This is a genomic window from Micromonospora chalcea, assembly GCF_002926165.1.
In the GTDB taxonomy this organism is placed as follows: domain Bacteria; phylum Actinomycetota; class Actinomycetes; order Mycobacteriales; family Micromonosporaceae; genus Micromonospora; species Micromonospora chalcea.
Genome location: NZ_MAGP01000176.1, coordinates 62,912 through 86,244, shown reverse-complemented (window position 1 = coordinate 86,244; position 23,333 = coordinate 62,912). Strand labels below are relative to the sequence as shown.

Sequence of the window (23,333 nt, the reverse complement as noted above, 5' to 3'; positions counted from 1 at the left end):
GTGTTAAGAAGGGCCCCCTTCACCTCGCGAGGCGTTAACAGGGGGCCCTTCCTTGCACTCAGGGAGGATGGACGCTGTGGGCAGGGGTGAACTGCGGATCTATCTCGGGGCCGCCCCGGGCGTCGGCAAGACGTACGCGATGCTGGAGGAGGCCCAGCGCCGGGCCGAGCGCGGCACCGACGTGGTGATCGGCCTGGTCGAGACGCACGGGCGCCGGCACACCGCCGAGATGATCGGCGACCTGGAGGTGGTGCCGCGCCGCCCGATGACGTACCGGGGCGTCGAGTTCACCGAGATGGACCTGGACGCCGTGCTGGCCCGGCGGCCCGAGGTCGTCGTGGTGGACGAGTTGGCCCACACCAACGTGCCCGGCTCCCGGCACGAGAAGCGCTGGCAGGACGTGCAGGAGCTGCTCGACGCCGGCATCAGCGTGCTGTCCACGGTCAACGTGCAGCACCTGGAGTCGCTCAACGACGTGGTCGCGCAGATCACCGGCACCACCCAGCGGGAGACCGTGCCGGACCAGGTGGTCCGCGCCGCCGAGCAGGTCGAGCTGGTGGACATGACGCCGGAGGCGCTGCGCCGCCGGATGGCGCACGGCAACATCTACCGGCCCGACAAGATCGACGCCGCGCTCGGCAACTACTTCCGGGTCGGCAACCTCACCGCGCTGCGCGAACTGGCGCTGCTCTGGCTGGCCGGCAAGGTCGACGAGCAGCTCGACGCGTACCGGGCCCAGCAGGGCATCTCCGACACCTGGGAGGCGCGGGAACGGGTGGTCGTCGCGCTGACCGGCGGCCCGGAGGGTGAGACGCTGATCCGCCGGGCCGCCCGGATCGCCGCCCGCAGCAAGGGCGCCGACCTGCTCGCCGTGCACGTCGCCCGCAGCGACGGGCTGGCCGGCGCCGACCCGGCCCAGCTGGCCCGGCAGCGGGTGCTGGTGGAGAGCCTCGGCGGCACGTACCACCAGGTGCTCGGCACCGACATCCCGGCGTCACTGCTGGACTTCGCCCGGGGCGTCAACGCCACCCAGCTCGTGCTCGGCGCGAGCCGCCGGGGCCGGTTCGCGCAGGTGTTCGCCCGGGGCGTCGGGGTGACCACCACCGCGCTGTCCGGCCCGATCGACGTGCACCTGGTCACCCACCCCGAGGCGGGCCGCGGGCGCCGGGGCACGTCGGTGCCCGCCGCGCTGTCGCGACGCCGGCGACTGATCGGGTACGCGCTCGCCGTGCTCGGCATGCCCCTGCTCACGCTGCTGCTGCGGACGCTGCCCGACCTCACCCTCACAAACGACATCCTGCTGTTCCTCGCCGGTGTGGTGGGCGTGGCGCTGGTCGGCGGGCTCTGGCCGGCGCTGGTCGCCGCGCTCGGCGGCTCGCTGTTGCTCAACTGGTTCTTCACCCCGCCGTACCGGACGCTGACCATCGCCGAGGCGGACAACCTGCTCGCCCTCGGCGTGTTCGTCGGTGTCGCCATCGCGGTGAGCTGGGTGGTCGACGTGGCGGCCCGGCGTACCCGGGAGGCGGCCCGGGCCTCCGCCGACGCGCAGACCCTGGCCACCGTCGCGGGCAGCGTGCTGCGCGGCGAGCGGCCGCTGCCCGCCCTGCTGGACCGGCTGCGGGAGACGTTCGGGTTGCGCGCGGTGAGCGTGCTGGAGCTGACCGACGAGGCCGGCGGACGCCCGGCGCGCGCCCGGGACGCGGACGCCTGGCGGGTGGTGGCGAGCGTCGGCGAGCGGCCGCCCGGTAGCCCGGGCGCGGGCGAGACGGTGGTGCCGGTCGACGACCGGCTCAGCGTGGTGCTCGCCGGCCGGCGGCTGGAGGCGGCCGACCGCCGGGTGGTGGAGGCGTTCGCCGCGCAGGCCGCCGTCGCGCTGCGCCAGGAACGGCTGGCCGAGGAGGCCGCCACCGCCCGCCCGCTGGCCGCCGCCGACCGGATGCGCACCGCGCTGCTCGCGGCGGTCAGCCACGACCTGCGTACGCCGCTGGCGTCGGCCAAGGCCGCGGTGAGCAGCCTGCGCAGCCACGACGTCGAGTTCGACCCGGACGACCGGGAGGAACTGCTGGCCACCGCCGACGAGTCGCTGGACCGGCTGGGCCGGCTGGTGGCGAACCTGCTCGACATGAGCCGCCTGCAGGCCGGCGCGCTGGGCGTCACCACCACCGCGATCGGGCTGGAGGATGCCGTACCCCGGGCCCTCGACGAACTGGGCCCGGCGGCGGCCGAGGTGACCACGGACATCCCGGCCGACCTGCCGGCGGCGCTGGCCGACCCGGGCCTGCTGGAGCGCGTGCTGGTAAACGTGGTGTCGAACGCGCTGCGGCACAGCCCGCCCGGCCGCCCGCCGACGATCACCGGCAGCGCGCACGCCGGGCAGGTCGAGCTGCGGGTGATCGACACCGGGCCGGGCATCCCGGAGGACCAGTGGGAGCACGTCTTCCTGCCGTTCCAGCGCCTCGGCGACCGGGACAACCAGACCGGCGTCGGCCTCGGGCTGGCGCTGTCCCGGGGCCTCGCCGAGGCGATGGGTGGCAGCATCACCCCGGAGACCACGCCCGGCGGCGGACTCACCATGGTGTTGCGGCTGCCGGCCGCCCCGCACGCGGAAGGGCCGCAGGAATGACCCGGATCCTGGTCGTCGACGACGAGCCGCAGATCCTGCGCGCCCTGCGGATCAACCTGCGCGCCCGGGGCTACGACGTGGAGGTAGCAGGCAGCGGCGCCGCCGCGCTCAAGGCCGCCGCCGGGCACCCGCCGGACCTGGTGGTGCTCGACCTGGGCCTGCCGGATCTGGACGGCACCGAGGTGATCCGGGGCCTGCGCGGCTGGACCGCCGTGCCGATCATCGTGCTCTCCGGCCGGGCCGGCAGCGAGGACAAGGTGGCCGCGCTCGACGCGGGCGCCGACGACTACGTCACCAAGCCGTTCGGGGTGGACGAGCTGCTCGCCCGCATCCGGGCGGTGACCCGGCGGCTCGCCCCGGCCACGCCCGCCGTGCCAGCGCTGCGGATCGGCCGCAACACGGTCGACCTGGCCGACCGGACCGTCACCCGGGACGACGGCGTCGAGGTCAAGCTGACCCCCACCCAGTGGGCGATGCTGGAGAAGCTGCTGCGCAACCCGGGCAAGCTGGTCAGCCAGCGCCAGCTGCTGCACGACGTGTGGGGGCCGGAGTACCACCAGGAGACGAACTACCTGCGGCAGTACATGGCCCAGTTGCGGCGCAAGTTGGAGGACGACCCGGCCCGGCCCCGGCACCTGATCACCGAGCCGGGGATGGGCTACCGCTACCGCCCCTGACGTTTGCGACCGCCTCGGCGGGGGACTCGGCGAGCCGGTCGGGCTGCGGGGGAGGGGCATGGCGGGCAACCGGTCCTCGGAGGGGTTCGGCCGGCAACTGGACGAACACGCCATCGACGCCGGCGCGGCGCTGCCGGAGCGCCCCGACGGGCTGGTCGACAGCGGCGTCTACGTCGGCGGGGTACGGCGGGCGTCGCCGGTCAGCCTCGCCGACACGTACCGCTGCCTGCAGCAGCTCGACGACGCGATGGCCTGGATCGGGCTGCTCCGGCCGGGCCGCGAGCAGATCGCCTCGCTCGCCGCCGAGTTCCAGCTCCCCGACCTGGCCGTCGAGGACGCGATCAACGCCCATCAGCGCCCCAAGCTGGAACGCTACGGCGACACCCTGTTCGTGGTGCTGCGCGCCGCCCGCTACCTGGACGAGCGGGACGCGGTCGAGTTCGCCGAGCTGCACCTGTTCCTCGGGCCCGGATTCGTGATCACCGTGCGGCACGGTGGCACGCCCGACCTGGCCGGCGTACGACGGCGGCTGGAGGCCGAGCCGAACGTGCTCGCGCTCGGCCCGGAAGCGGTGCTCTACGCCGTGCTCGACCGGGTGGTGGACGGCTACGCGCCGGTGGTGGCCGGGCTGGAGAACGACATCGACGAGGTCGAGACCGAGGTGTTCGGCGGCGACCCGAACGCCAGCCGCCGCATCTACGAGCTGAGCCGCGAGGTGATCCAGTTCCAGCGGGCCGCCCGCCCGCTGCTGAAGGTGGTGGACGAGCTGGCACACGGGTTCGACAAGTACGGCACGGACGAGGAGCTGCGCCGTCGGCTGCGCGACGTGGCCGACCACCTCACCCAGGTGGTGGAGCGGGTGGACGGGTTCCGGCACCTGCTCCAGAACATCCTCACCGTCAACGCCACGCTGGTCTCGCAGGCGCAGAACGAGGAGATGCGCAGCCTGACCGCCGCCAGCTTCGAGCAGAACGAGGAGATCAAGCGGGTCTCCGCCTGGGCCGCCATCCTGTTCGCGCCGACCCTGATCGGCACCGTGTACGGGATGAACTTCGGGCACATGCCGGAGCTGGGCTGGCGGTACGGCTATCTGTTCGCGCTCGCCCTGATGCTCGCCGTCTGCGGCGCGCTCTATCTGCTGTTCAAGCGCCGCGGCTGGCTGTGAGCCGGGCCGGCCGGGCCTCGGCCGTGACCGCGCGCCGTCGGTGATCCACTAAAGTGTCCGGGTGACTACCCCCCGTCGTCCGTACGTTGCCCGGACCTCGTGTCGTGGAGGTAGGCGCTGATCGGGGACACGGTGCCGACCCCGCGCGGCGGTCGCCGGACGAGCACGGGGAGGCGAGGGCTGGCGGGCCACTGTGCCCGGCTCGTCGCGTCCCGGCCGTTCGAGGTGGCCATCGTGGTGCTCATCATGGCCAACGGAGTGGTGCTGGGTATCGAGACGTACCCGAACCTGGGCGCCGCCGGGCCGGTGCTGCGGTGGACGGAGCTGATGTTCCGGGCCGCCTTCGTCGTGGAGATCACCATCCGGATCCTCGCGTACGGCCGCCGTCCGCAGGACTTCTTCCGGCACGGCTGGAACGTCTTCGACCTGCTGGTCACCGCGGCCATCTTCATCCCGGGACTGCACGGCGACTCGGGCGTGCTGCGGTTCATCCGGGTCGCCCGGGTGCTGCGGCTGGTCCGCTTCTCGCCCGGCCTGCGGACCATCGTCACGGCGCTGTGGCGCAGCCTGCCCGGCGTCGCCGGGTTCCTCGCGCTCGCCGCCGTCACGCTCTACGTGTACGGCATGGCCGGCTGGCTGATCTTCGGCGACCGTTACCCCGAGCAGTACGGCGACATCGGCCGTTCCCTCGTCACGCTGTTCGTGCTGCTGTCCCTGGAGACGCTGCCGGACCTGCTGGAACAGGGCCTTGAGGTGTCACCGTGGACGCTTCTCTACTACGTCAGCTTCGTGATGATCGCGGTCAACCTGCTGCTGAACATCCTCATCGCGGTCATCGTCAACTCGATGGAGGAGGCGCGCCGGCTGGAGATGACCGAGGGGCTGGCGCCGGACTACGACGAAGACGGCGACGGGATACCGGACGAGGTGGACCGGATCGCGATCAGTCAGCGCCTGGACGACCTGCGCATGGTCATCGCCGAGTTGGAGCGGGAACTGCGCATCGACCGGGACGAGCCGCCCGGCGCGCCGCGCCGCCGCCAGCACTCGGAGCACTGACCGGCCCGGTCATGACAGTTCTGTGACGAAATCGGACCGTACGTTTGGCCGGACGGTTGATCGGGGCAACCAGCGAGGCGCCAACACATCCGAGGGAAGGGACGCCTCTCGTGGAGATCACGGGCTTCTTCACCGCGCTCATCATCGGCCTGGTCATCGGTGCGCTCGGGCGCCTGGTGGTGCCGGGCAAGCAGAACATCCCGATCTGGCTGACCCTGCTCATCGGTGTGGTCGCCGCGCTCGTCGGCACCCTGGTGGCCGGCGCGTTCGGCGTCGCCGACACTCCCGGCATCGACTGGATCGAGCTGGCGCTCCAGGTCGGCTTCGCGGCCATCGGCGTCGCGATCTTCGCCGGCCTGTACGGTCGTCGCCGCGTCTGACCGGAGCGAAGGAAGGGCCCCTTCTTAACGCATTCTGCATAAGAAGGGGCCCTTCCTAACGCCTGCGGCTACTCCCGCCAGCCGGTCAGCTCGACGCCCTTGGCCAGCTCCACCCGGAAGCCCAGCGCGATCTCGCCGCTCTCGCCCGGCGCGAGCGACAGCCGCCAGGTCAGCTCGCCCAGCTCCGTACGCTCGGCGGGCGGCGGCGTCAGCGTCGTCTCGCGTACCACCACGGACTCGTCCCGGGAAACCGGCAACTGGTCGCGCACCTCGACAGTGGCCGGGCGGGGCGTGTGGTTCGCGACAGTGATCCGGTACTCCATCTCCCGCCGCCGCGTCGACCCGAGCGTCGCCCTGCTCTCGGTACGCCGGTGCAGCTTCCGCTCCACCCGTACCCGGTCGTCGACCCCCAGCGCCAGCTCGGTCTCCTCGCCCGGCGCCCACATGGTCAACCGCGTCGCCGCGACGAAGTCCGCGCCGTGGAACACCGACGCCGGGCCGGGCAGCAGCGTGTGGTCGGACGTGTTGCGTACCGTAGCCCGCAGGTGCGCCTCGGCGGCACGTACCGGCACGCTGACGTGGTCCAGCCGGGCCGGCAGCTCCAGCGCCGCGACCGTCACCCGGTGCGCGCTGCCGTCGGCCGGCACCACCACCGGCCGGGCGGGCCGGTAGGTCGCCGCCGTGACGCCCTGCTCGACCTCGGCCACGTTCTCCCGCACGGCCGGCCGGACCGCCGCCGACCGGGCCGCGCCGGCCCGGCCCGGCGGCGGCGCCGCGCCGGGCGCCGGGGGTGGCAACGTCCCGTCGAACGACGCGGCCGACACGTCGAGCGGCGGCTGCGGGCGGAGCCGGTCGAGATACCAGGGCGACAGTTCGGGTACGCCGCTCGCCGCCGCCGGGCGGGCGGTGGAGAGCAGGAGTTCGCACTCCGGCCAGTCCTCCCCGGTGTCCTGGCTGACCAGCCCGAACCAGGTGACGGTCATGGTGTCGCCGACCAGCCGCAGGTCGTAGGAGGGGGTCCAGCGGGCGCCGTCCACCAGGTAGGTCAGCTCCAGCTCCACCTCGGCGTCGTCGGCGTCCACCGAGACCGACACCTCGGCGGCCAGCCGGTCCGGCGTCCGCTTGCCGCGCGCCGCCGCCAGCTCGCGGTCGACGGCGGCCAGCTCCTCCGCCAGGTCGGTGCGCCGCCGGGCCAGCCCGCGCCGCCCGGCCCGGGACTCGGCGAGCTGTCCGGACACCGACTCGGTGAAGGCCGCGACGTCGGCCGGGGCCGCGTCGCCGGCGGCCAGGGCCCGGGCGTACGTGCCACCGGCGCGCTCGGCCAGCCGGGTGAGGAACTCGCCGCGCTGGGCCTCGATCGCGTCCGTGTCCTCGACCTCGGCCACCTCGTCGGCGAGTTCCCGCCGCCGCCGTTCCAGCTCGACGACCTGCGCGTCGGTGCTGCGGGCCTGCCGGTGGGCGGTCACGTCGACACCGAGCACGGTGGCCGGGCCGTGACCGCCCACCCGGATCGAGTCCCGCTGCAGGCCCAGCGGGAGCGGCGCGACGCGTACCCGATGTTCCCCTGCGGCGAGCCGGAGGCCACCCCGGCGGGTGACCCGCGCGCGGTCCGGGTAGACGGTCACACCGACGACTGGCGCATCGATCTCCACAGTGTTCACGGGCGCGAGGGTAGTTCAGGCACGCCCGCCCACGCGCGCATCCGGTCAGCGGGACGCGGCCTCCTGCCGCGCGGACAGGATGGCGTGGATCGTGATCTGGCTCGACCGGCACTGAGGTGTCGTCCACCACTTCGCGGTGGGACCGCTGAGCGAACGTGAACCCACGGGAGGCGATCAGGGCGCATTTCTGGCACGGTGGGTAGAAGTGTGGTGCCGTCGGCGGCGCGGTTGAGGGGGCGTGGTGGAGTTCTCGGTGACGACCCGGCAGGGGCGCGTCGGCCCGGTGATCGAGGTCGTCGGCGATCTGGACATGGCCAGCGCGCCTCAGCTGCGTGACCGGCTGCTCGAGGTGGTGGAGACCGGTGCGCGGACGGTGGTCGTCGACCTGACCCAGGTCGGATTCGTGGATTCCAGCGGCTTGGGCGCGCTGGTGCTCGTCTACAAGAACCTGCGGGAGCGCGACGGCTGGCTCGGTCTGGCCGTCGTACGCCAGTCGATCCGCAACGTCTTCTCGATCACCTCGGTGGACCGCGTCATCCCGCGCTTCGGCACGGTCCGCGAGGCCGAGGACGGCTCACCGACGGCGGTGCGCTGAGCGCTCCTCGTCCGGGCTGACGCGGGCGCTGTCCGCGCCGGCGGTGCTGCGGCGTGGCCCGTGGCCGCCGTACCAGTCGACGACGAGCAGTGTGGCGTCGTCGGCCAGAGCCGGCCCGGCGATCTCCAGCACCGCGTCGGACAGTGCCCGGACCGCCTCGCGGGGATGCAGGTGGGCGAGGCGGAGCAGGGCGGCGGCCAGGTCGAGGTCCGCGGCGTTGCGTTCGCGCATGCCGTCGGTGACCACCACCAGCCGGTCGCCGGGCAGCAGCGGTAGCTCCGCGCTGCGGTAGCTCTCGCCGGGGAACATCCCGAACGGGAAGTTGCCCGGCAGTTCCACGGGTACGACCCGGCCGTCCCGGACCAGCAGCGGCGGGACGTGCCCCGCGTTCAGCAGCTCGCAGCGCCCGGTGGTCAGGTCGATACGGCCCAGCACGGCGGTGACGTACGCGCCGCGTACGTTGGCGTGCTCCGCGACCGCCCGGTTGGCCTCCTCGGCCTGCGCGACGAGACCGAGGCCGCGCCGGCGGGTGTTGCGCAGGCTGCCCACGCCGAGGGTGGCGGTGAGCGCGCTCGCCCCGCCGTGGCCCATCGCGTCGGTGACGCTGAGGTGCAGCAGGTCCCGGGCCAGGCTGTAGTCGAAGGTGTCGCCGCCGACGCTCGCGGCGGGTTCCAGCCAGCCGGAGAGAGCGAAGGCGCCGGCCTCGCAGGTGAACGAGGCGGGCAGCAGGCGGCGCTGGATCTCGGCGGAGAGGGTGAAGGGGGTGGTGCGCTGTCCCCACTCGAACAGGTCGGTGTGCCTGCGGTTGGCGATGACCACGAACGCCAGCGCGTGCGCGGTACGGGCGACCCAGTTCACCACGTCGCCGTCCGGCTCGTCGGGCAGGTCGATCTCCAGCAGGCCGATCGCCTCACCGCGGTCGGTGACCGGCGCCAGCACGGTCCACGTGCCGTCGCCGGGGACGACCTCGGGGGCCTGCTGACGGAGGGCGCGTTCGTAGGGCCCGCCGTCGAACGGGAGGACCTCGGCCTCCTCCTCGCCGTGGCGTCGCCCGGCGCCGCCGCCGTCCGGCTGGTGGGTCAGCCGCACCAGCGCGCGACCGCTGAGGTCGGCGATCAGCAGCGAGACGCCGCGCGCGTTCAGCGCCGTGGCGATGACGCCGGTGACGGCCTCGACCGCCTGCACCGGGGCGGCGTCCTCCGCCGACTGCAACATCCCGGTCAGCACCGCCTGCTCGCTGTCCTCCACCCCTTGAGCATATTCAGCGGGCAGCGCGGCCGCCTTGTGAGCGAGACCGGGGGCCGGCGGGTCACCGCCATCGACCGGCCGGTATTGCATATAGTTGGCAACTACAGAAGAGTGGCGGTAGCGGGCGCTCGGGCACGCGATGATCGATCCTCGCCGGAGCGCCCGCCCGGCTGCCATCCGCAGACGAGTGTTCGAGGGGTTGCCGGTGGCGATCAGACCCAAGCCCGTACGCGTGGCAGCGGTGCTCGCCGCCGCCCTGCTCGTCGTCGCCGGCTGCTCGTCACCCACGGCGTCGACCGGTGGCCCGGGCAACTCCGGCACGCTCGTGGTCGCCACCGCGGGCGAGCCGGACACGCTCAACCCGGTGCTCAACTACGGCGTCGACGGCGCGTCGCTGATCTTCGACGGGCTGGTCGCCCGGGACGCCCGCAACGACCTGGTGCCCGCCCTGGCCCGCGAGCTGCCCACCGTCTCAGCGGACGGGAAGACAGTCACCGCGAAGCTGCGCGAAGGCGTGCTGTTCCACGACGGCAGCCCGCTGACCGCACAGGACGTGGTGTTCACCTACCAGGCGGTGCTCGACCCGGCCGTCGACTCCACGCTGCGGTCCGATCTGGACATGCTCGCCTCCGTCGCCGCGCCCGACCCGGCGACGGTCGTGTTCACGCTGAAGTACGCGTACGCGCCGTTCCTGCAGCGGCTGGCGCTGGGGATCGTCCCGGCGAAGGCGTTCGCCGGGCAGGACATCAACAAGGCGACCTTCAACCGCAAGCCGGTCGGCACCGGCCCGTACCGGTTCACCTCCTGGACCCCGGGTGACCGGCTCGTGCTCGCGGCGAACGAGACGTACTGGGACGGCAAACCGGCGAACTCGGGCGTGGTGGTGGCGTTCGTCGCCGACGACAACGTCCGCGCCCAGCGGATGCGGGCCGGCGAGTTCGACGCGGCGGAGCTGGCGCCGAAGCTCGCCTCCGGCTTCGAGAGCCGCGACGGCTACCGGGTGCACAAGGTGCCGACCGCCGACTACCGGGGCGTCATGCTGCCGATGGGCAACCCGGTCACCGGCGACCCCGCGATCCGGAAGGCGCTGAACGTCGCGGTGGACCGGCAGGCCATGGTGACCGGCGTGCTCGGCGGCGCGGGGGAGCCCGCGTTCGGGCCGGTGCCGCCCACGTCGGAGTACGCCGAGCCGACGATCGCCGGCAAGCCCGGCGCCGACGTCGCCGCCGCCACGGCGGAGCTGGACGCCGCCGGGTGGAAGCCCGGCCCGGACGGCATCCGGGTCAAGGACGGGCGGCAGGCCGCGTTCACGATCCTGTACCCGGCCACCGACAGCCTGCGCAAGGAACTCGCACTGGCCGTCACCGCCGACGCGAAGAAGGTCGGGATCACTGTCACCCCGGAGGGCCTGACCTGGGACGCGATCACGCCGCGGATGAAGCGCGACGCGCTGATCATGGGCTACGGCACGCCGTACGATCCGGACTTCGTCTCCTACAAGCTGTTCAGCTCGGCCTTCGCCGGGCAGGGCTTCTTCAACCCCGGCTCGTACCGCTCGGCGGTCACCGACGCCGCGTTGCAGGCCGGCCGGGACAACGCCGACCCGGCCGCCCGTAAGGCCGCGTACGCCACGTTCCAGAAGCAGCTCGCCGCCGACGTGCCGTGGGTGTTCCTCACCTACCTCCAGCACACCTACGTGCTGAAGGACGCCGTGACCGGGGTGACGCCGCGGGTCGAGCCGCACGAGCACGACGTCGCCAACAGCATCTGGTGGAACGTGCACACCTGGACGAAGGAATCGTGACCGGACGGCGGCGGCTGGCCGGGGCGGGCACTGTGGTCCGGCGGCGGCTGCTGGTCGCCGTGCCGGTGCTGGCCGCCACCAGCATGGGCATGTTCGCCCTCGGCGCCGCCTCCCCGATCGACCCGGCCCAGCAGTACGCGGGCGCGGCGGCGTTCACCACCAGCGAGGAGAACCTGGCGCAGATCCGCGCCAACTGGGGTGTCGACGACCCGCTGCCGGTGCAGTACGCCCGCTGGGTCGGCAACCTGCTGCGCGGCGACCTGGGCTGGTCCACGAGCCGGCACGAGCCGGTCACCTCGGTGCTGGCCTCCCGGGCCGGATGGACGCTGCTGCTCGTCGGCACCGCGCTGGCCCTGGTGCTGGTGGCGAGCGTGCTGCTGGGCACGCTGGCCGCGTACCGGCGTGGCGGCTGGTTCGACCGGGCGCTGCGCGCCGTCGCGTACGCCGTGCAGTCCATGCCGGTGTTCTGGATCGGCCTCGCGGCGATCGCCGTGTTCGCCCTCAGCCTCGGCTGGCTGCCCGCCGGCGGGCTCACCGACATCACCGCCACGAGCACCGACCCGGCCGACGTGGCCCGGCACCTGGTGCTGCCGGTGACGGTGCTGGCGATCTCCCAGGCCCCGTGGTTCGTCCTGTTCGTCCGTGACGCGGTCGCCGAGAGCCTGCGCGACGACCACGTCCTGGCCGCCCGCGCCCGGGGACTGCCCGGCCGGGTCGTCCTGTTCGGACACGCGCTGCGGACCGCGTTGCTGCCGTTCCTCACCCTGGTCGGCACGCACCTGCCCGAACTCGTCGGCGGCGCGGTCCTGGTGGAGACCGTGTTCTCCCTGCCCGGCCTCGGCGCGGTCACCGTCGAGGCGGCGCTGGGCGCCGACTTCCCGCTGCTCGCGGCCACCACCCTGGCCACCGCCGTCGTGGTGCTGACCGCGAACCTGCTCACCGACCTCGCCTACGCCGCCGCCGACCCCCGGGTACGCCTCGATGACTGACCTCGCCCTCCCCGCGCGCGTCCGGCGCCTGCGCCGCCCCGGCAGCGCGGGCACGACAGTCGCCGTCGTGGTGCTCGCCGGTGTGGTGGCCGCCGCGCTGCTCGCCCCGGTCCTGTGGCCGCTGGACCAGAGCGCCGTCGACCTCTCCCGTACCCGGCTCGCGCCGTCGGCCGACAACCTGGCCGGCACCGACGACCTCGGCCGCGACGTGGCGTTGCGCAGCCTCTACGGCCTGCGCGTCTCGCTGCTTGTCGGCGCGGTCGCGGCGCTCGTCGCGGCGGTCATCGGCGGGCTGGTCGGCGCGCTCGCCGGCAGCGTCGGCGGCTGGGTCGACCGGGCGCTCATGCGCGTCGTGGACACCGTCGCCGCGCTGCCGCACCTGCTGCTGGGCATCTTCATCGTGGCGATGCTGCGCCCCAGCCTGGGCGCGGTGATCGCGTCCATCGCGCTGACGCACTGGCTGTCCACCGCCCGGATCGTCCGCTCCGAGCTGCTCAGCCTGCGCAACCGGCCGTTCGTGGACGCCGCCATCTCCGGCGGCGCGAGCCGGGCCCGGGTGCTCACCCGGCACCTGCTGCCGCACGTGCTGCCGCGCCTGGCGCTGGCGACCACGCTGATGGTGCCGCACGCGGTCTGGCACGAGACCGCGCTGTCCTTCCTCGGCCTCGGCCTGCCGCCGCACCTCGCCTCGATCGGCAACATGATCAACGACGGGCAGCGGTCGCTGCTCACCGGCGCCTGGTGGGCCAGCATCGTCCCCGGCCTGCTGCTCGTGGCGGCCACGCTGGCGCTCGCCGTGCTCACCGGCCGGTGGCGCGACCGCCTCGACCCGCGCGTACGGGCGGAGCTGCAGCTGTGACCGCCCCGGCGCTGCTGACCGTCGACGGGCTGACCGTCCGCTTCCGGCTGCGTGACGCGCTCGTGCACGCCGTCACCGACCTCAGCCTCACGCTACGGCCCGGCGAGCTGCTGGCGGTGGTCGGCGAGTCCGGGTGCGGCAAGTCCGTCCTCGCGCACGCCCTGCTCGGCCTGCTGCCGCGCAACGCCGCAGTCACCGGGCACGCCCGCCTGCGCGCGCCGGGACGCGACGACGTCGACCTGATCGGCGCGGGGGAGCGGCACCTCGCCCGGCACGTACGCGGCCGGGGCGTCGGGCTGGTCCCGCAGAGTCCCGCCACCGCGCTCACCCCGGTGCGTACCGGGCGGAAGCTGCTGGAGGAGACGCTGCGCGCGCACGGGCACACCCGCCGTGACGCGCCGGCCGCCGCCGACCGGATCGCCGCCGACGTCGGCCTCGACCCGGCCGACCTGGACCGGTACCCGCACGAACTGTCCGGCGGCATGGCCCAGCGGCTCGCCACCGCGCTGGCGCTCGCGCCCGACCCGCCGGTGCTGCTCGCCGACGAACCCACCACCGGCCTCGACCGGCCGCTCGTCGACCACACGCTGGACCTGCTGCGCCGCCGCTGCGACACCGGCGCGGCCGTCCTGCTCATCACGCACGACCTGGCCGCCGCACGCCGCGTCGCGGACACCGTCGCCGTGATGTACGCCAGCCGCATCGTCGAACACCGCCCCACCGAGGCGCTGTTCGACGACCCGGCCCACCCGTACACCGCCGGGCTGCTCGACGCGCTGCCCGACCGCGCGTTCGTGCCGGTGCCGGGCCACCCGCCGGCGCTCACCGACCTGCCCGGCGGCTGCGCCTTCGCCCCGCGCTGCGCCCGCGCCACCGACACCTGCGCGACAGTGCCCCGCCTCGACGCCGAGGGCGCGGGCCGGGTCGCCTGCCACCATCCGCTGCGCGAGGAGGTACCGGCATGACGGTCACGGCTCCGGACGCCACCGACGCCGTCGCCCCAGGCGCCGCGCCGGCCGCCGGGCTCGCCGCGCACCAGGTCTCCGTCGCGTACGGCCGGCAGCGCGTCCTCGACCGGGTCGACCTGCGCATCGCCCCCGGCGAGACGGTCGGGCTGCGCGGACCGTCTGGTAGCGGCAAGTCCACACTCGCCCGCGTCCTCGCCCTGCTGCACGCACCGGACAGCGGGCACCTCACGCTCGACGGGAGTCCCGTCCGGGGCGCCCGGCACCGGCTGCCCGCCTCGGTCCGCACGCGTGTCGCGATTCTGTTCCAGAGCCCGCGCGCCGCCACCGACCCGCGGCTCAGCCTCGCCGACATCGTCGCCGAGCCGCTACGTGCCACCGGCACGCCGCGCGAGCAGGCGGCCGCCCGTACGGCGGAACTGGCCGACCTGGTCGGGCTGACAACCGACCTGCTGACCCGCCGCCCGCACGCGGTCAGCGACGGGCAGCTGCAACGCGCCTGCCTCGCCCGCGCCCTGGTCCACCGGCCGGACTACCTGCTCTGCGACGAGGCCACCGCGATGCTCGACGCCTCCACGCAGGCGCACGTCGCCGCCGTCATCGGCGACTACCAGCGCCGGCAGGGCGCCGGGGTCCTGGTCATCACCCACGACCCGGCGCTGATGGCCCGCTGGGCCACCCGGGTGGTGGACCTGCCGGCGGCGTGACGTCGCGTCACTCCCGCACCGGGCGGCGTACGGTGCCCAGCGCCCCGGCGACGACGGTCCCGAACCCGACCGCCATGAGCGGCATCCCCATCTCGAACGGCAGCTCACCGACCCAGTTGATGCTGTCGCGCTCCGGCAGCGCGCCCAGGCTCACCGCGACCACCGCGCCGGCGAGGAACATCCCGGCCACCGCCGCGCCGACCGAGAGCTTGGCGCACGCCACGCTCCGCCCGGCCCAGAGGCCGGCCAGGACGGCAATCGCCAGGGCCACCACGACCAGCCAGGTCCAGCCGCCCTCGGTCTCCAGATAGGCCCAGCCCGAGTACGACCACTGGTGCATGCGGCTGGCGCGGAACCACGGGATCAGGTAGCCGAGCAGCGCGGTGGCGCTGCCGACCAGGAGCAGCAGGTCAGGGACCGGGCGGTACCAGCGAGGGGAGTCGTCCATGCGTCCGGAAGGTAGCAGTGCCATGATCCACGCGCACGGTCAGCACCAGCCGTTTACCGGCCCGTTTACACCGGTGGAGAGGTAGGCGTCGGACACCCAGCTGCCGTCGCTGAGCCGGTCCCACAGCGCCGTGGTGCCGTAGCGGCCGGTGTGCGAGGTGCCGTTGGCGGAGCAGGAGACGGTGACGGTGGCGCCGTCGGCGACCGACCCGAGGACGCCGTACCCGGTGCCCGGTCCGGAGCGCCGGGTCAGCGTGCCGCCGCCGTTGGCGTCGACGACGCCCTGGTTGAAGCCGAGCGCGCCGTAGTTGTAGACGCCGCCGCCCGCGCCGACGTAGGCGGACCCGTGCCGGGCGCCGCCCTGGTACGCCGCCGCGCCGCTGACGAAGTCCCACTTGCCGATGCCGTGCCCGGCGATCGGGACGTACGCCGAGTTCTGTCGCAGTCCGAAGTGCACGTGCCGGCCGGTGGCGGAGCCGCCGCAGGTGACATCCGTGCCGGTGTTGCCCAGGAACGCGCCCTGGGCGACGCCCGCGCCGTTGACGGAGATGCTGTTCCACAGGTGGTAGTAGTCCGTCGAGTAGCCCCGGTCGTGGATGACCCGGATCCAGCCGGTGCACATCGTGTACGCGGTTCCGGCCCGGGCGGCGCGGACGACCTGGTCGCCGCCGGCGAGGTCGACCGAACTCCACGGCGCGGCGGCGCCGCCCCAGCCGTGCGGCCCGGAGGTGAGCGTCCACGTCTGCCCGACCGCGAACGGCAGCGCCATGCCGGTACGGAAGTCGCCGCCCGCGTACGTCGGTGTGACGGGCGTGGTGAAGACGGCCTTCTCGGTTTCGCTCACCAGCGGCGACGCGGCGGCCAGGTCGCCGAACGCGGCCTCCCCGTCGAACGCGACGGTCCAGCCCCTGGCGTCGGCCCGGGCGAGGAAGACCGAGCCGGTGGGGTGCGCGTCGGCGGACCGGTCCGCCGGCAGCACCGCGGTGCCGAAGGCCCACCGCCCGTTCGAGCGGGTGACGCTGATCCGGGCCTGCTGCGCGTCCGCCGTACGGGCGGCGGCGTCGGCCGAGCCGAGAAGCTTCGCGGTCACGGCGTCGGCGACGGGGCCGGGTGCCGGGCGGGGAGCGGCGGTCGCGGGTGCCGGGGCTGTTGCCCAGGTGCCGATGGCCGCCAGGGCGCAGGAGAGCATGAGCCGTCGCATGGAGCCTCCTTATCGACATGTGTCACTGAATGGAGGCTATCGACGGTGGCGAAAGTTGTCTACGACTATCGATGCGACGGTGAAGGATCTATGCATCGGGGGTACCCGGAAGTGGATCTTCCGGGTGGCGGGGTTCCGAGGCCGGCGCTGTCGCGCGCGGCTCGACGGCGCGGCATCCGTTTCCGGTCGCCATTTTTGATCCGCCTTCAAAGATTGGCGGAAGTGACAATGCCGGCCGACGGTGGAGTAGAGATTTGACCGCTTCGGGTGGTTCGCGCGGCCGCACGTAATCGTAGTGATGTCGGTATCGTTCCGTCATTGTGGTGACCAGTCCCTTTCTGTGGGTTGTGGTGCGATGTCGGAAAGAATCGGCGTTCCGACATCCGGTGAAACAAAGGCCTGCCGTATTCGAGATCTTCGACATCTTCCGATGCTCCCGACGGTATAGTGCGACCATCCCCTATGGAGTGCCGGAAAGCGTCTGATCTGCGTGATGACACCTGGGCTGGAAAATGCGCCAACGGGCCCGTGCTTCGTCGGGCGGGGAGCACAGTTGGCGCGTATCGGAAAAGCCCAGGCCGCCGCGCTCGGCCACGGCCGGCAGATGGTCTGCGAAGTGGTCGGAGAGCCGGGCATCGGCAAGACCCGCTTCGTCCGCGAGGCTCTGGAACGATGCGCCCCCACGGTCCCGTGGGCCGTCGGGACGTGCGCGCCGGACGAGCGAGGAGTTCCCTTCCATGTGTTCCGGCACGCCCTCACGAAGGGCCAGCCACCCCGCCGCGGACTGCGTGCCGGGCGACCCGCACCGACCTGGGCGGAGCCCGCGGGCGCGGTGCCACCGGCGTCGGACGCCCGGCGGTTCCGGACCTACCAGGCGGCCCGCCGGCTGATCGGCCTGGCCGCCCGGGACGGACTGGTGCTGGTCCTCGACGACCTGCACTGGGCGGACGCCTCCTCCACCGGCCTGATCGCCCACCTCCTGAGGTATCCGGTGCCCGCGCCGCTGCTGCTCGTGCTCGTCTACCGCCCGCGCCAGATGGCGACCCCGATGCCGTTCGGCCCACCGGAATCCGACGAGAACGCCGATCCGGAACCGACGTCCCGCGACCGGATCGAACTCCGCCCGCTCGGCCTCGCCGAGGTCGCGCTCCTGCACCCCCACGTCGACCAGGCGGAGCTGCGAGCCCGGTACGACCTGACCGGCGGCAACCCCGGTTACCTGGCGGCGCTCCCGGCCGGCCCCGCTCCGGCCGCCGCCGACCCGCTCCGGGAGGCGCCTGGTGTTCGGCTGCCCGACGCGGCGGTGGCCGTGCTGCGCCGCGAGTGGGCCGACCTGCCGTCCGTCGAACTGGCCTGCCTGCGAGCCGGAGCGATAGTGGATGCGCCCTTCGCCCCGGACCTGCTGGCCGAGGTCGCGCAGGTGCCGGCGGCACTGGCGGTCGCGGCCGGCTGGCGGTTGGCCCGGCTCGACCTGATCCGCCGCGTCCCCGGCACCGGACGCTTCGCCTTCCGGCACCCGGTGCTGCGGATGGCGGTCGCCCAGGACACCGACCCGGCGTGGCGGGTGGACGCCTGCGCGCGAGCGCTCACCGCGCTCGTCGACCTGGGCGCGCCAGCCGCGGACCGGGCCCGCTACGCCGAGCGCCTGCTCGCCCTGCCGAACGGCCGCTGGGCCGGACGCTGCGTCGACGTGCTCTCCCGGGCCGCCCAGGAGATCCGGCGCGAGACACCGGACCTGGCCATCCGCTGGCTGCGGCTGGCGTTGCGGGCGCTGCGGCCGACGGCCGGTGAAGCCCAACGTCGCCGCGACGTGTCACTCGCGCTGGCCCAGGTCACCGGCGAGGCGGGCGACCTGGCCGAGAGCCGGGCCCTGCTCCAGGAGATCGTGCCGCTGTTCCCCGCCGACCCGGAGGGACGACGGGCCCAGGCGGTAGCCCTGTGGGCGCGCGTGGAACGCCTGCTCGGCAACTACGCGGAGGCGGTGGCGATCAGCCGGCGCGAGCTGGCCGCGCTGCCGGCCGGCACCGGGCCCGCCGGCGGCTACCGGCTCGCCACCGAGATCGGCGTCGCCGGCATCCTGGCCGGCCGCCCCGTGGCCGGGCTGCCCGACGCGCTCACCGCGGATCCCGGCGGCCCGGGCGTGGACCGAGCCGGCCTCCTGGCCGTACGCGGCCTGGCCGCCGTGCACACCGGCGCGCTCGACGACGCCCGTGGGCTGCTCGACGCCGGCGCCCGGATCGTCGACTCGCTGCCGGACCGGGACCTGCGGGACCACCCCGACTGCCTCACCGCGCTCGGCCTGACCGAGCTGTACCTCGAACGGCAGGCCGACGCGGTGCGGCACCTCGACCGCGGGCTGACGCTCGTCCGCGCCTCGCACCGCGACGACGGGTTGTGTCAGCTTCTGCTCGCGCGCACCGAGGTGGCGTACCACGCCGGCCGGCTGAGCACGGCCATCGGACTGGCCACCGAGGCCGGCATCGTCGCCCGGCGCATCGGCAGCCGCCACCTGCTGAGCTTCGCCCTGGCGTTCGAGGCGGAGGCGACCGCCTGGCGTGGCGGTCCTCGGGACGACGACCGGGCGGTGGCGCTGGCCCGCAGCGCCGTCGGAATCGCCACCGACCCCGCCACCTGGTGCGGTCGTACCGCCGCGACCGCGCTGGCGACGGCGGCGCTGCTGGCCGGTGATCCGGCGACCTGTGCCGAACTGGTGCGCTCGGCCGGCGGCGACAGCCGGCTCAGCCGCCTCCAGACCACCCTCCGTCCGATGTGGCACGAGCTGCTCTGCGCCGCCGCGCTCGCCGCGGGCGAGGTGGACGACGCCGAGCGGCAGGCCCGGCAGGCGATGGCCGAGGCGGAGCAGGTGGGCCTGCCGGGGCAGCGGGGCTTCGCCGAGTCGGCGTACGGCGAGGTGCTGCTCGCCCGCGGCGAGGTCCCGGCGGCGCAGCTCCACCTGGAGACCGCTGCCGACCTGTTCCGCTCCGGCGGCATGGCGCTGCGGCGCAGCCTCGCGCTGGCCTCCCTGGCCCGGGCGGCCGAAGCCGCGGACCAGCCCGGCCCGGCGGCGCGGGCCCGCCGCCGGGCGCTGGAACTGGCCGGGTGGTGCGGTACGGAACGGGTCGCCCTGCGACTGGCGCGTCCGGTCGGCCCGCGCGAGGCCGCCGCGCTGACCGACCGGGAATGGCACATCGCGCGGCTGGCGACGACCGGAGTCACCAGCCGGCTGATCGGGCGGCAGCTCAACATCAGCCCGCGCACGGTGGAAGCGCACCTGACCCGGATCTACCGCAAAGCGGGCGTCGCGTCCCGGTCGGGCCTGGTCGCCTGGGTCGCCCGGCTCGACGACACCGATCGGTGACCGCTGTCCGGGCCGGATGACATCGTTCCGTGCAACGCCCGCGGACCGGGTAGCACGAGGCCGCGCCGCCACCGGCCCGGGCCGACGGTCGCTCACATACTCGACTGCATCGGGCGCGATTCCCGCGCACCGGCTGTGGATGGAGGACGAGATGCTGGGCAGAAGATCCGTCAGGAGCCCGCGTACCCTCGCCGCGCCGGTGCCGGCGATGCCGTTCGCCGCCGCCGCTGCGGCGCTGCTGATGCTGACCGGCTGTGGCGGCGAACCGGTGGACGCGGCCACCCCCGCGCCCGAGGGCTCGGCCGGCTTCGGCCGGGACCGGGCCGCGCTGGTGCTCACCGCCTTCGACCAGGCCGACTCGGCCGCCTCGGTGGCCGGCGACATCGAGACGCTGCGGACCCAGGAGGTTCCGCCCTCGCTGGACCTCAGCGTCGCCGCGGTCCGCCGGGCCGCCTACAACCAGCAGGCGCAACCGTCGTTCCAGCACATCAACCCGGCGTTCGCGGTGCCGCCCGGCGACCCGGCGTGCTTCCTCGTCACGGCCACCCTCAAGCTGGCCGGCTCAGAGCTGGCCCCCACCGACGTCAGCCAGTTCGTGCTCGGCACGGACGGCCAGTGGAAGCTCAGCCACAACGTCCAGGTCACCCAGCCTGCGCTGGTGGCCGCCCGGAGCATCGACGGCCGGCCGGCCACCGAGGGCGGCACCGCCCTGGACGAGACCAGCCGCCGGGCGCTCGCCGCCGAGGTGTTCGCCCGCAGCATCGGGTCGACCACCGGCAACCGGTCCCTGATCGCGTCCAGCCCGCTGCTCGACGGCCAGTTCGCCGGCGGCTGGGAGGTCTACGGGCAGCAACTCGCCGGCGTCGGCGCGGAGGTCCGGCGAACCCTGGACCGGGCGGAGTGGTCGGACTGCGCGGTCACGACGCCGACCGGCACGCTGACCTTCCTGACCGTCCACGCCACCGACACGCTGCGCCCGGCGCCCGGCGGTCCGGCCACCGTCCGGATGGTGCCGCAGAGCCCGGACCTGATCGCCACCGGTCATCGCACGGCGGTGAGCGGAAAATCCATCCGGGTCAACCGGGTGGAGACCTTCCTGCTGCTCGTACCGGAGCAGACCACCGGCACGTCGGTGCTGGGACTCAACGACACCGCGTTGACGGTCACCGCCGGCTGACCGCGCACCGACCCCGCCGACGGCAGAAACCGGTGGCATCACTCGGGATCGGAGGCCGCGGACCGCGACGATGACAGCAGCCGTGATCGCCGGCGGGGCCGGTGGTACCCGCGGCCCGGCCACCAGGCTCGGGAGGAACCATGTGGCGTCCGCGCTTCCGATCGGACTACGTGCCGGTGCGGCTGCCCGACGGCCCGCTCGTGGTGCTGGGGGAGACCCGCAGCCTGCTCGTCGACGATCCGGTCGCCGCGGACCTGGCCGACCAGCTCGACGGCGCCGCGCCGCTGGCCGACGTGGTGGCCCGGCTGGCCACCCGGCACCCGGTCGCCGCCGTCGCCACCGCCCTCGCCCGGCTGCGTGACCACGGCCTGCTCACGTCCGGCCCGGCGCACACCTCGCCGGCCGAGGCCGCCGGCTGGGACGCCCGGGGCGTCCCGCCCGAGGCGGGGCGGCGGTGGATGGCCGGTGGCCCGGTCACCGTCGTGGACCTCGGGGCGCCCCGGGTGGCCGAGACCGCCGACGCGCTGCGCGCCCTCGGACTCGCCGTGACAGTGGTCGGGCCGGACGGACCGGACCCCGGCCCGGACGACGCCCAGGTGCTGGTGCTGCCGTCGTCGATGCTCGACCCCCGGCTGGCGTCGATGAACGACCGCCACCTGGCCGCCGGTCGCGCCTGGACCCTGGCCCGGCCGCACGGCAACGTCGTCTTCCTCGGCCCGCACCTGGTGCCGGGCCGTACCGGCTGCTGGGCCTGCCTGCGGCAACGCTGGCAGGAGAACGAGCAGGTGAACGCGTTCCTCGGCGGGCAGGACCTGGCCGGTCCGCTGCCGCAGCCCGGACGGGCGGTCCTGCCCGGACTGGCCACCACCGCCGCCGGCCTGCTCGCCGCCGAACTCGCCGTGCTCGCCGTGCGGGGTACGTCGCCCCGCCTCACCGGCCGGATGGTGGCCCTGGACACCCGGGACCTGAGCACGGAGAGCCACCAGCTCGTACGCCAACCGCAGTGCCCCGCGTGCGGCGACCCGGACCTCGTCCGCAAGGCCGAGCCCCGGATCGACCTGCCACCGAGCGGCGCCCAGCCCAGCCGGGCCGGGGACTCCCGTACCCGGGAACCCGCCGAGACGTACGCGGCACTCGCCCACCACGTCAGCCGGTACCTGGGCGTGGTGAGCCGGCTGACCCCGCTGGAGGCGACCGACAACGGCGTCACCCACACCTACTCCGCCGGGCACAACTTCGCCCAGCCCCGCGAGCTCGCCGGGCTGCGCCGCAACCTGCGCGGGCAGAGCGGCGGCAAGGGCCGGACCGACCTCCAGGCCCGGATGAGCGCGATCGGGGAGGCGGTGGAGCGCTACTGCGGGGTGTGGCGTGGCGACCGACCGGTGCACCGGGCGACCTACCGGCAGCTCGGTCCGGACCGCGCGGTGCACCTGCGCGAGCTGCTGCTGTTTTCGGACCGCCAGTACGCCGACCGGGACCGGCTCAACCGCGACCTCGGCCATCTGCACCGCGTTCCCCGCCCGTTGCCGGACGACGTGGAGCTGGACTGGACGACGGGCTGGTCGCTGACCCGGCAGACGCCGCGCGAGCTGCCCGCCGCGTACTGCTGGTACGGCCACCCGGAGCTGACCGGGCTGGGGGTGTGCTCGGCCGACTCGAACGGCTGCGCGGCCGGCGGCAACCTGTCCGAGGCGATCCTGCAGGGCTTCTGCGAACTCGTGGAGCGGGACAGCGTCGCCCTGTGGTGGTACCACCGCTCCCGGATGCCCGGCGTGGACCTCGCCTCGTTCGCCGACCCGTGGACCACCGCCTGCGTCGACCACCACGCCACCGCCCTGAGCCGCGAGCTGTGGGCCCTCGATCTGACCGCCGACCTCGGCGTACCCACGTTCGCCGCGGTGTCCCGGCGGGCCGACGGCGGGACGGAGGACGTCCTGGTCGGCTTCGGCGCGCACCTGGACGCGCGGGTCGCGCTGACCCGCGCGCTCACCGAGGTGAACCAGTTCCTGCCCGCCGTGCCCGGACCCACCTCCGAGCGCAACCGGTACGGCGGCGACGACCCGGACACCGCGCGCTGGTTCGGCACGGTGCGGGTCGCCGACCAGCAGTGGCTGTCCCCGGATCCGACCCGGCCGCCGCGCACCGCCGCCGACCACCCGACGCTGACCACCGGCGACGTGGGCGACGACGTGCGCCGGTGCGTACGCCGGGCGGAGCGGGCCGGCCTGGAGGTGATCGTCGTCGACCAGTCCCGCCCGGACGTCGACCTGGCCGTGGTGAAGGTCGTCGTGCCGGGCCTGCGGCACTTCTGGCGCCGGCTCGGCCCCGGTCGGCTGTGGGACGTGCCGGGCCGCCTCGGCCGGGACCCCGTGGCCGCCGACGAGACGTCGGCCAACCCGCTGAACGTGTTCTTCTAGC

18 protein-coding genes are annotated in these 23,333 nt (G+C 74.2%); 14 read left to right on the top strand and 4 right to left on the bottom strand.

Translation table 11 applies throughout. The features are described from left to right. The first annotated feature begins 76 nt into the window (after positions 1–76). The 5 genes from BAW75_RS30785 to BAW75_RS30765 all read left to right on the top strand — a co-directional run bounded on the left by BAW75_RS30785 (position 77) and on the right by BAW75_RS30765 (position 5,904). The gene (locus tag BAW75_RS30785; RefSeq protein ID WP_043327045.1) at positions 77–2,623 is read left to right on the top strand and encodes a sensor histidine kinase; all 2,547 of its coding nucleotides are present in this window, start codon (positions 77–79) and stop codon (positions 2,621–2,623) included. Next, complete coding sequence (locus BAW75_RS30780) at positions 2,620–3,300, top strand: response regulator (protein WP_043327043.1); 681 nt, start codon at positions 2,620–2,622, stop codon at positions 3,298–3,300. Before BAW75_RS30785 ends, BAW75_RS30780 begins: the two co-directional genes overlap by 4 nt. A gap of 58 nt (positions 3,301–3,358) precedes the next feature. Continuing rightward, the gene (locus BAW75_RS30775; RefSeq protein ID WP_104115859.1) at positions 3,359–4,465 is read left to right on the top strand and encodes a magnesium and cobalt transport protein CorA; all 1,107 of its coding nucleotides are present in this window, start codon (positions 3,359–3,361) and stop codon (positions 4,463–4,465) included. A gap of 132 nt (positions 4,466–4,597) precedes the next feature. Next, positions 4,598–5,524 carry an ion transporter gene (locus BAW75_RS30770; protein WP_043327039.1) on the top strand — a complete coding sequence of 309 codons (927 nt, stop codon included), beginning with the start codon at positions 4,598–4,600 and terminating at the stop codon, positions 5,522–5,524. A gap of 110 nt (positions 5,525–5,634) precedes the next feature. Further along, positions 5,635–5,904: a GlsB/YeaQ/YmgE family stress response membrane protein gene (locus tag BAW75_RS30765; RefSeq protein WP_043327037.1), complete on the top strand. Its 270-nt coding sequence runs from the start codon at positions 5,635–5,637 to the stop codon at positions 5,902–5,904. A 68-nt stretch (positions 5,905–5,972) separates the two neighbouring features. Here BAW75_RS30765 and BAW75_RS30760 read toward each other — a convergent pair whose 3' ends face one another. After that, positions 5,973–7,565: a DUF4139 domain-containing protein gene (locus tag BAW75_RS30760; protein ID WP_104115858.1), complete on the bottom strand. Its 1,593-nt coding sequence runs from the start codon at positions 7,563–7,565 to the stop codon at positions 5,973–5,975. A 253-nt stretch (positions 7,566–7,818) separates the two neighbouring features. Between BAW75_RS30760 and BAW75_RS30755 the strand changes: the two genes are divergently transcribed. Further along, positions 7,819–8,160, top strand: coding sequence for an STAS domain-containing protein (locus BAW75_RS30755; protein WP_244206326.1), 342 nt, complete (start codon positions 7,819–7,821; stop codon positions 8,158–8,160). On the opposite strand, the gene BAW75_RS30750 is transcribed toward BAW75_RS30755, so the two are convergent. Next, on the bottom strand, positions 8,140–9,408 hold the full coding sequence (locus BAW75_RS30750) for a PP2C family protein-serine/threonine phosphatase (RefSeq protein WP_208635356.1): 1,269 nt from the start codon (positions 9,406–9,408) through the stop codon (positions 8,140–8,142). The two genes, BAW75_RS30755 and BAW75_RS30750, sit on opposite strands and share 21 nt — an antisense overlap. A 205-nt stretch (positions 9,409–9,613) precedes the next feature. Between BAW75_RS30750 and BAW75_RS30745 the strand changes: the two genes are divergently transcribed. The 5 genes from BAW75_RS30745 to BAW75_RS30725 are packed head-to-tail and all read left to right on the top strand — an operon-like array spanning position 9,614 to position 14,732. Further along, on the top strand, positions 9,614–11,212 hold the full coding sequence (locus BAW75_RS30745) for an ABC transporter substrate-binding protein (protein WP_104115892.1): 1,599 nt from the start codon (positions 9,614–9,616) through the stop codon (positions 11,210–11,212). Continuing rightward, the gene (locus BAW75_RS30740; RefSeq protein ID WP_043327026.1) at positions 11,209–12,201 is read left to right on the top strand and encodes an ABC transporter permease; all 993 of its coding nucleotides are present in this window, start codon (positions 11,209–11,211) and stop codon (positions 12,199–12,201) included. Before BAW75_RS30745 ends, BAW75_RS30740 begins: the two co-directional genes overlap by 4 nt. Next, the gene (locus BAW75_RS30735; RefSeq protein ID WP_043327024.1) at positions 12,194–13,060 is read left to right on the top strand and encodes an ABC transporter permease; all 867 of its coding nucleotides are present in this window, start codon (positions 12,194–12,196) and stop codon (positions 13,058–13,060) included. The genes BAW75_RS30740 and BAW75_RS30735 overlap by 8 nt, the downstream gene beginning before the upstream one ends. Beyond that, positions 13,057–14,025, top strand: a complete 969-nt coding sequence (locus tag BAW75_RS30730; RefSeq protein WP_104115856.1) for an ABC transporter ATP-binding protein — start codon at positions 13,057–13,059, stop codon at positions 14,023–14,025. Before BAW75_RS30735 ends, BAW75_RS30730 begins: the two co-directional genes overlap by 4 nt. Beyond that, positions 14,022–14,732, top strand: a complete 711-nt coding sequence (locus BAW75_RS30725) for an ABC transporter ATP-binding protein (RefSeq protein WP_069087848.1) — start codon at positions 14,022–14,024, stop codon at positions 14,730–14,732. The genes BAW75_RS30730 and BAW75_RS30725 overlap by 4 nt, the downstream gene beginning before the upstream one ends. A gap of 7 nt (positions 14,733–14,739) precedes the next feature. On the opposite strand, the gene BAW75_RS30720 is transcribed toward BAW75_RS30725, so the two are convergent. Beyond that, positions 14,740–15,180, bottom strand: a complete 441-nt coding sequence (locus tag BAW75_RS30720; RefSeq protein WP_043327021.1) for a hypothetical protein — start codon at positions 15,178–15,180, stop codon at positions 14,740–14,742. A 39-nt stretch (positions 15,181–15,219) separates the two neighbouring features. Then, the gene (locus BAW75_RS30715; RefSeq protein ID WP_104115855.1) at positions 15,220–16,380 is read right to left on the bottom strand and encodes a peptidoglycan DD-metalloendopeptidase family protein; all 1,161 of its coding nucleotides are present in this window, start codon (positions 16,378–16,380) and stop codon (positions 15,220–15,222) included. A gap of 493 nt (positions 16,381–16,873) precedes the next feature. Here BAW75_RS30715 and BAW75_RS30710 point away from each other — a divergent pair, with 493 nt between their 5' ends. From BAW75_RS30710 to BAW75_RS30700, 3 genes are all read left to right on the top strand, one after another. Next, the gene (locus tag BAW75_RS30710; protein WP_104115854.1) at positions 16,874–19,738 is read left to right on the top strand and encodes an ATP-binding protein; all 2,865 of its coding nucleotides are present in this window, start codon (positions 16,874–16,876) and stop codon (positions 19,736–19,738) included. A gap of 151 nt (positions 19,739–19,889) precedes the next feature. Beyond that, the gene (locus tag BAW75_RS30705; RefSeq protein WP_124778776.1) at positions 19,890–20,915 is read left to right on the top strand and encodes a hypothetical protein; all 1,026 of its coding nucleotides are present in this window, start codon (positions 19,890–19,892) and stop codon (positions 20,913–20,915) included. Positions 20,916–21,055: 140 nt separating this feature from the next. After that, positions 21,056–23,332, top strand: a complete 2,277-nt coding sequence (locus BAW75_RS30700) for a TOMM precursor leader peptide-binding protein (protein WP_104115853.1) — start codon at positions 21,056–21,058, stop codon at positions 23,330–23,332. Position 23,333 lies beyond the last annotated feature (1 nt).

Excerpts from the sequence above, each read along its gene's own strand:
- BAW75_RS30780 (WP_043327043.1), top strand. The coding sequence starts at position 2,620 with ATGACCCGGATCCTGGTCGTCGACGACGAGCCGCAGATCCTGCGCGCC.
- BAW75_RS30775 (WP_104115859.1), top strand. The coding sequence starts at position 3,359 with ATGGCGGGCAACCGGTCCTCGGAGGGGTTCGGCCGGCAACTGGACGAA.
- BAW75_RS30735 (WP_043327024.1), top strand. The coding sequence starts at position 12,194 with ATGACTGACCTCGCCCTCCCCGCGCGCGTCCGGCGCCTGCGCCGCCCC.
- BAW75_RS30725 (WP_069087848.1), top strand. The coding sequence starts at position 14,022 with ATGACGGTCACGGCTCCGGACGCCACCGACGCCGTCGCCCCAGGCGCC.
- BAW75_RS30720 (WP_043327021.1), bottom strand. The coding sequence starts at position 15,180 with ATGGACGACTCCCCTCGCTGGTACCGCCCGGTCCCTGACCTGCTGCTC.
- BAW75_RS30715 (WP_104115855.1), bottom strand. The coding sequence starts at position 16,380 with ATGCGACGGCTCATGCTCTCCTGCGCCCTGGCGGCCATCGGCACCTGG.
- BAW75_RS30710 (WP_104115854.1), top strand. The coding sequence starts at position 16,874 with ATGACACCTGGGCTGGAAAATGCGCCAACGGGCCCGTGCTTCGTCGGG.
- BAW75_RS30705 (WP_124778776.1), top strand. The coding sequence starts at position 19,890 with ATGCTGGGCAGAAGATCCGTCAGGAGCCCGCGTACCCTCGCCGCGCCG.
- BAW75_RS30700 (WP_104115853.1), top strand. The coding sequence starts at position 21,056 with ATGTGGCGTCCGCGCTTCCGATCGGACTACGTGCCGGTGCGGCTGCCC.